This window comes from Salinibacterium sp. (assembly GCF_031364185.1).
Classification (GTDB): Bacteria; Actinomycetota; Actinomycetes; order Actinomycetales; family Microbacteriaceae; genus Rhodoglobus.
The window spans coordinates 1-3,837 of record NZ_JANLVV010000307.1; the positions used below are offsets into that span (position 1 = coordinate 1).

Annotated in this window: 6 protein-coding genes; 4 read left to right on the forward strand and 2 right to left on the reverse strand. The window is 63.8% G+C overall.

Going from position 1 to position 3,837, the window contains the following annotated elements:
• The first annotated feature begins 63 nt into the window (after window positions 1-63).
• Entirely contained in the window at window positions 64-768 is a 705-nt protein-coding gene (locus tag RMN95_RS13395; protein WP_309617407.1) for a head GIN domain-containing protein, read from the forward strand.
• Window positions 769-862: 94 nt separating this feature from the next.
• Window positions 863-1,261 (forward strand): DUF2256 and DUF3253 domain-containing protein, encoded by a 399-nt coding sequence (locus tag RMN95_RS13400; RefSeq protein ID WP_309617408.1) that lies wholly within the window; start codon window positions 863-865, stop codon window positions 1,259-1,261.
• Between the two features lie 71 nt (window positions 1,262-1,332).
• Here the strand turns inward: RMN95_RS13400 and RMN95_RS13405 are convergent, their stop codons facing one another.
• The gene (locus tag RMN95_RS13405) at window positions 1,333-1,824 is read right to left on the reverse strand and encodes a MarR family transcriptional regulator (protein ID WP_309617409.1); all 492 of its coding nucleotides are present in this window, start codon (window positions 1,822-1,824) and stop codon (window positions 1,333-1,335) included.
• 45 nt (window positions 1,825-1,869) lie between these two features.
• Here RMN95_RS13405 and RMN95_RS13410 point away from each other — a divergent pair, with 45 nt between their 5' ends.
• Window positions 1,870-2,754 carry an EamA family transporter gene (locus tag RMN95_RS13410; RefSeq protein ID WP_309617410.1) on the forward strand — a complete coding sequence of 295 codons (885 nt, stop codon included), beginning with the start codon at window positions 1,870-1,872 and terminating at the stop codon, window positions 2,752-2,754.
• Window positions 2,755-2,906: 152 nt separating this feature from the next.
• Here the strand turns inward: RMN95_RS13410 and RMN95_RS13415 are convergent, their stop codons facing one another.
• Complete coding sequence (locus tag RMN95_RS13415; RefSeq protein WP_309617411.1) at window positions 2,907-3,221, reverse strand: 4a-hydroxytetrahydrobiopterin dehydratase; 315 nt, start codon at window positions 3,219-3,221, stop codon at window positions 2,907-2,909.
• Between the two features lie 110 nt (window positions 3,222-3,331).
• Here RMN95_RS13415 and RMN95_RS13420 point away from each other — a divergent pair, with 110 nt between their 5' ends.
• Complete coding sequence (locus tag RMN95_RS13420; protein WP_309617412.1) at window positions 3,332-3,715, forward strand: ATP-binding protein; 384 nt, start codon at window positions 3,332-3,334, stop codon at window positions 3,713-3,715.
• The last annotated feature ends 122 nt before the right edge of the window (window positions 3,716-3,837 follow it).

Here is a 3,837-nt window from a genome sequence, read left to right on the forward strand (position 1 = left end):
CACACCCCCAATTCGGGGGTTAGCCCACGGGCAGATGCGCGGCGGACTTTCTAGTCTGGTCTTATGCGCCGAACCCTCGCCCTCATCACCGTCCCCGCTTGTGCCCTCCTCTTCCTGTCAGGTTGCGGGCTTGCATCTCGCGGTCCCGTCATCAGCGAAGATCGTTCCATCGATATTGCCACCTCGGTCGTGCTCGACTCGTGGGGTGACGTTACGATCAGCGAGGGAGAACCGTCGCTGGTCATCCATGCTCCCGCTGAAATTATGGATCGACTCACCTCTGACGTGAAGAACGGCGAACTCGTGCTCGGCGTCAGGTCGGGCACTCCGACGGTCTCCGGCGCCAGGATCAGATACGAGCTCACCCTGCCGAACCTGGACGGCATCCGGGTCGAGGGAGCGGGAGACATCCGTTCGAACGTGCCCGGCGATGACCTGAGGGTTGACATCAACGGCGCGGGTGATGTCGACATCGACTCAGTAGATGCCGCGACCGTCACCGTCAATGTCAGCGGAGCGGGTGACGCAACGTTAAACGGACGCGCCGACGAACTCACCGTGTCGCTCGACGGTGTGGGAGCAGTTCGCGCCGAGAAGCTCCGCACCGCCCGGGCTATCGTCGACATCGCCGGGTCTGGGGATGCCGCCGTCTTTGCCTCCGATCAGCTGGATGCCTCCATCTCGGGTGTCGGCTCGGTGACCTACGGCGGCAACCCAAAGGTTACCCAGCAGATCTCGGGTGTCGGAGAGATCTCCCGCCGGCAGTAGAGCAGCCTCGCCCGGGGCGCTGGGTGAGCGCGTGATGGATGGAGTTCCGGGGCGGCCGGTGGCGCCCACCCCCGCGACCCCGCAGGATAGAAGCATGGCCCACCGCCAACGCGCATCCACCGATCCTGACCCGGCAGAGAAGACGTGCGCCTCGTGCGGGCGGCGCATCGAGTGGCGCGCGAAGTGGGCCCGTGACTGGGATTCGGTCAAGTTCTGCTCTGACGCATGCCGTAGCCGCGGGGTCACCACCACCGACCTCCGGCTCGAAGAGACCATCGCGAGGCTGCTGAGTACGCGGGCTCAGGATGCGACGATCTGCCCGTCCGACGCGGCGAGAGCAATCGGCGGCGAGGGTTGGCGCGATCTCATGGAGCCGTCTCGACGAGCCGCGCGCCGCATGGTCGCCCGCGGCGAACTGCAGATCACGCAGGGCGGAAGTGTGGTCGATCCCTCTACCGCGAAGGGCCCGATTCGGTTGCGCCGGCCGCGGTAGGGGCATCGGGGTACGTCCTCTACGTCGATCTGTCCTGGCTGCCCCTGTCGATCGCTCCGAGTGCGCGGCGGTCAGCGCGGGGTGGCCGTCGCCGTGAGCACTTTTTCGAGCAGCGCCGCCAAATGCGCTCGATCTGCTGCACTGAGCGAGACCAGCAGTCGCTCCTCTGCCTGAAGGTGTGAGGGCAGGGCGCGATCGGCGAGGTGTTTTCCCGCCGCCGTGAGCGAGACAACGGTGCCTCGGCCGTCGCGCGGGTCCGGCTTGCGAGTGACCAGCCCGGCAGCAACGAGCCGGTTCACGCGTTGCGCCACAGCCGCCGTGCTGACCATACTCGACGCGGCAAGTGCAGATGGGGACAAAGCATGGGGTGCACCCGAGCGGACCAGGGTGAAGAGCACATCGAAGCAGCCACCATCCAAACCCCACTGGGCGTAGTCCGCCGACAGGCCGGCTTCGAACAGAGCGTTCACCCGCGATAGTCGTCCGACGACAGCCATCGGGGAAACGTCAAGGTCGGGTCGCTCTCGCGACCATTGGGCAAGAATCCCATCGACAGTAATCATGGGGTAAGCCTAGAGAATTGCTAAGCTATTAGCTATATTGGCTAAGTGCTTAACAAATCCATCGTCTTGAGAACGGCGATGGCACCCGCCCTCTGGGGCACCACCTATCTGGTCACCACAGCGCTACTGCCACCAGACGCGCCGCTGCTCGCTGGCGCGCTGCGGGCTCTCCCGGCCGGAATCATTCTCCTTCTCGTAACCCGCACGCTTCCGCACGGCTCATGGTGGTGGAAATCCCTCGTCCTCGGTGCACTCAATATCGGAATTTTCTTCCCCCTCCTGTTTTTGGCGGCATACCGACTGCCCGGTGGTGTCGCCGCCACCCTCGGCGCAGTCCAGCCGCTCATCGTTCAAACACTCGCAGTGCGCCTCGTGGGCGAACGACTGCGCCCGCGCGCCATCATTGCGGGACTCGCGGGAATTCTGGGCGTCTCCCTCCTCGTCGTGCAGGCAAGCGCCCAGCTCGACCCGCTCGGAATCGCCGCCGCCCTCGGTGGCACAGGCGCGATGGCACTGGGCATCGTGCTCTCGAAACGCTGGACGACATCAGTGCCCCCGCTCACCTCCACCGCCTGGCAACTCATCTGGGGAGGGCTCCTCATCATTCCCGTCTTGCTGGTGGTCGAGAGGCTCCCCACCGAGCTCACCGGGCAGAATCTGGTCGGCTTCGCCTATCTGAGCATCATGGGTGGCGCTCTTGCCTACACGATCTGGTTCTCTGGAATCCGCCGCCTGCCCGCAGTCACGATCTCCTTCCTCGGCCTCCTCAGCCCCCTCGTCGCCACCACGCTGGGCTGGGTGCTCCTCGCTCAGCAACTAACCCCCGGACAGATCATCGGAGCCGCGATCGTTCTCACCGCACTCACCGTTGCACTCAGTCAGCGGAACCAGCTACCACCTTCAGTCGATACGGCGACCCAACTACGATGACCGTCGGCGACCGCCTTCATCGCGCTGACACATCCCCCATAAAGCGTTGGAGACACCACTGGCAGTGCATAAAGCCTGCCGCACTGAACTTCCTGGAATGCTCGATCGGCAAAGCCACACGACAGGTTGTTGTTGCTTCGGCATCCACCCAGCTATCCCTTGGAACGGTCGGCCGCGATGCCCAGGTCATGCGCCGCGATCGAAATCTGTTGGGCCAGCGCGACGTCCCGGTCGCTGATATCGTCCACCTCGTGGGTGAAAAGGCTCACCATCACAACGGAGTAGCGCAGGTCGACATCCGGATGGTGGTCCGCCGCATCCGCAAGCCGCCCGATGACCTGGATCAGTTCCACGCCCTTCGCGAACGAGCCGGTAGCAAAGTGGGCTTTGGCGCCATCCGCGAGCACCTGCCAGTCTTCCACACCCTTGGATGCTTCGAACTGCTGCGATGAGATGCGTTCCACCACGTGCGCCTCCAGTCATGGGTATAGACCAACTCTGCTTCGCGAAGCCGGGTTGCGTCAACCGCTGATAGGAATTAGCGGTTGCTGCTGCCCTCTCGCACTACAGTGACCCCATGGCCCGCGTTCTTGTCACTGGCATGTCGGGGGCGGGCAAGTGGACACTTCTCGATGGTCTTGCTCGTCGGGGATACCTGGCAATCGATACTGACTATGACGGGTGGATGCTCGATAACGGGCTCTGGGATGAACCGCGTGTCACCGCTCTCCTCGACACGTTGCTCAGTCGAGTATCCGCGCGGGCCTCGAACCCGTATGGCAAGCGCCCCGAGGAGGCCGCCGAGATCGCTCACTACCTGCTCACGGTCGAACCTCTGCTGCGCCGGGGAGCGACGCTCGAACTCGACGGTCGCGACGACCGCGAGACCCTCGTCGACGCCGTCGCGGCACTGTTGGACGGCGGGCCGAAGGAAGAAGTTCCCTCCACCCGAAAAATCTGATCTCGTTCGGCCTGCATCCATCGAGGTCAGAATGGCCGCTGTAACGGCGGAGTCGGAACGAACTCTGTCGCGTAATTTCGAGTTTGATAGCATTTGCTATATGGACATGCATGCGACGATCT

Coding starts and splice junctions, on each gene's coding strand:
- RMN95_RS13395 (WP_309617407.1), top strand. CDS start 64: ATGCGCCGAACCCTCGCCCTCATCACCGTCCCCGCTTGTGCCCTCCTC.
- RMN95_RS13400 (WP_309617408.1), top strand. CDS start 863: ATGGCCCACCGCCAACGCGCATCCACCGATCCTGACCCGGCAGAGAAG.
- RMN95_RS13405 (WP_309617409.1), bottom strand. CDS start 1,824: ATGATTACTGTCGATGGGATTCTTGCCCAATGGTCGCGAGAGCGACCC.
- RMN95_RS13420 (WP_309617412.1), top strand. CDS start 3,332: ATGGCCCGCGTTCTTGTCACTGGCATGTCGGGGGCGGGCAAGTGGACA.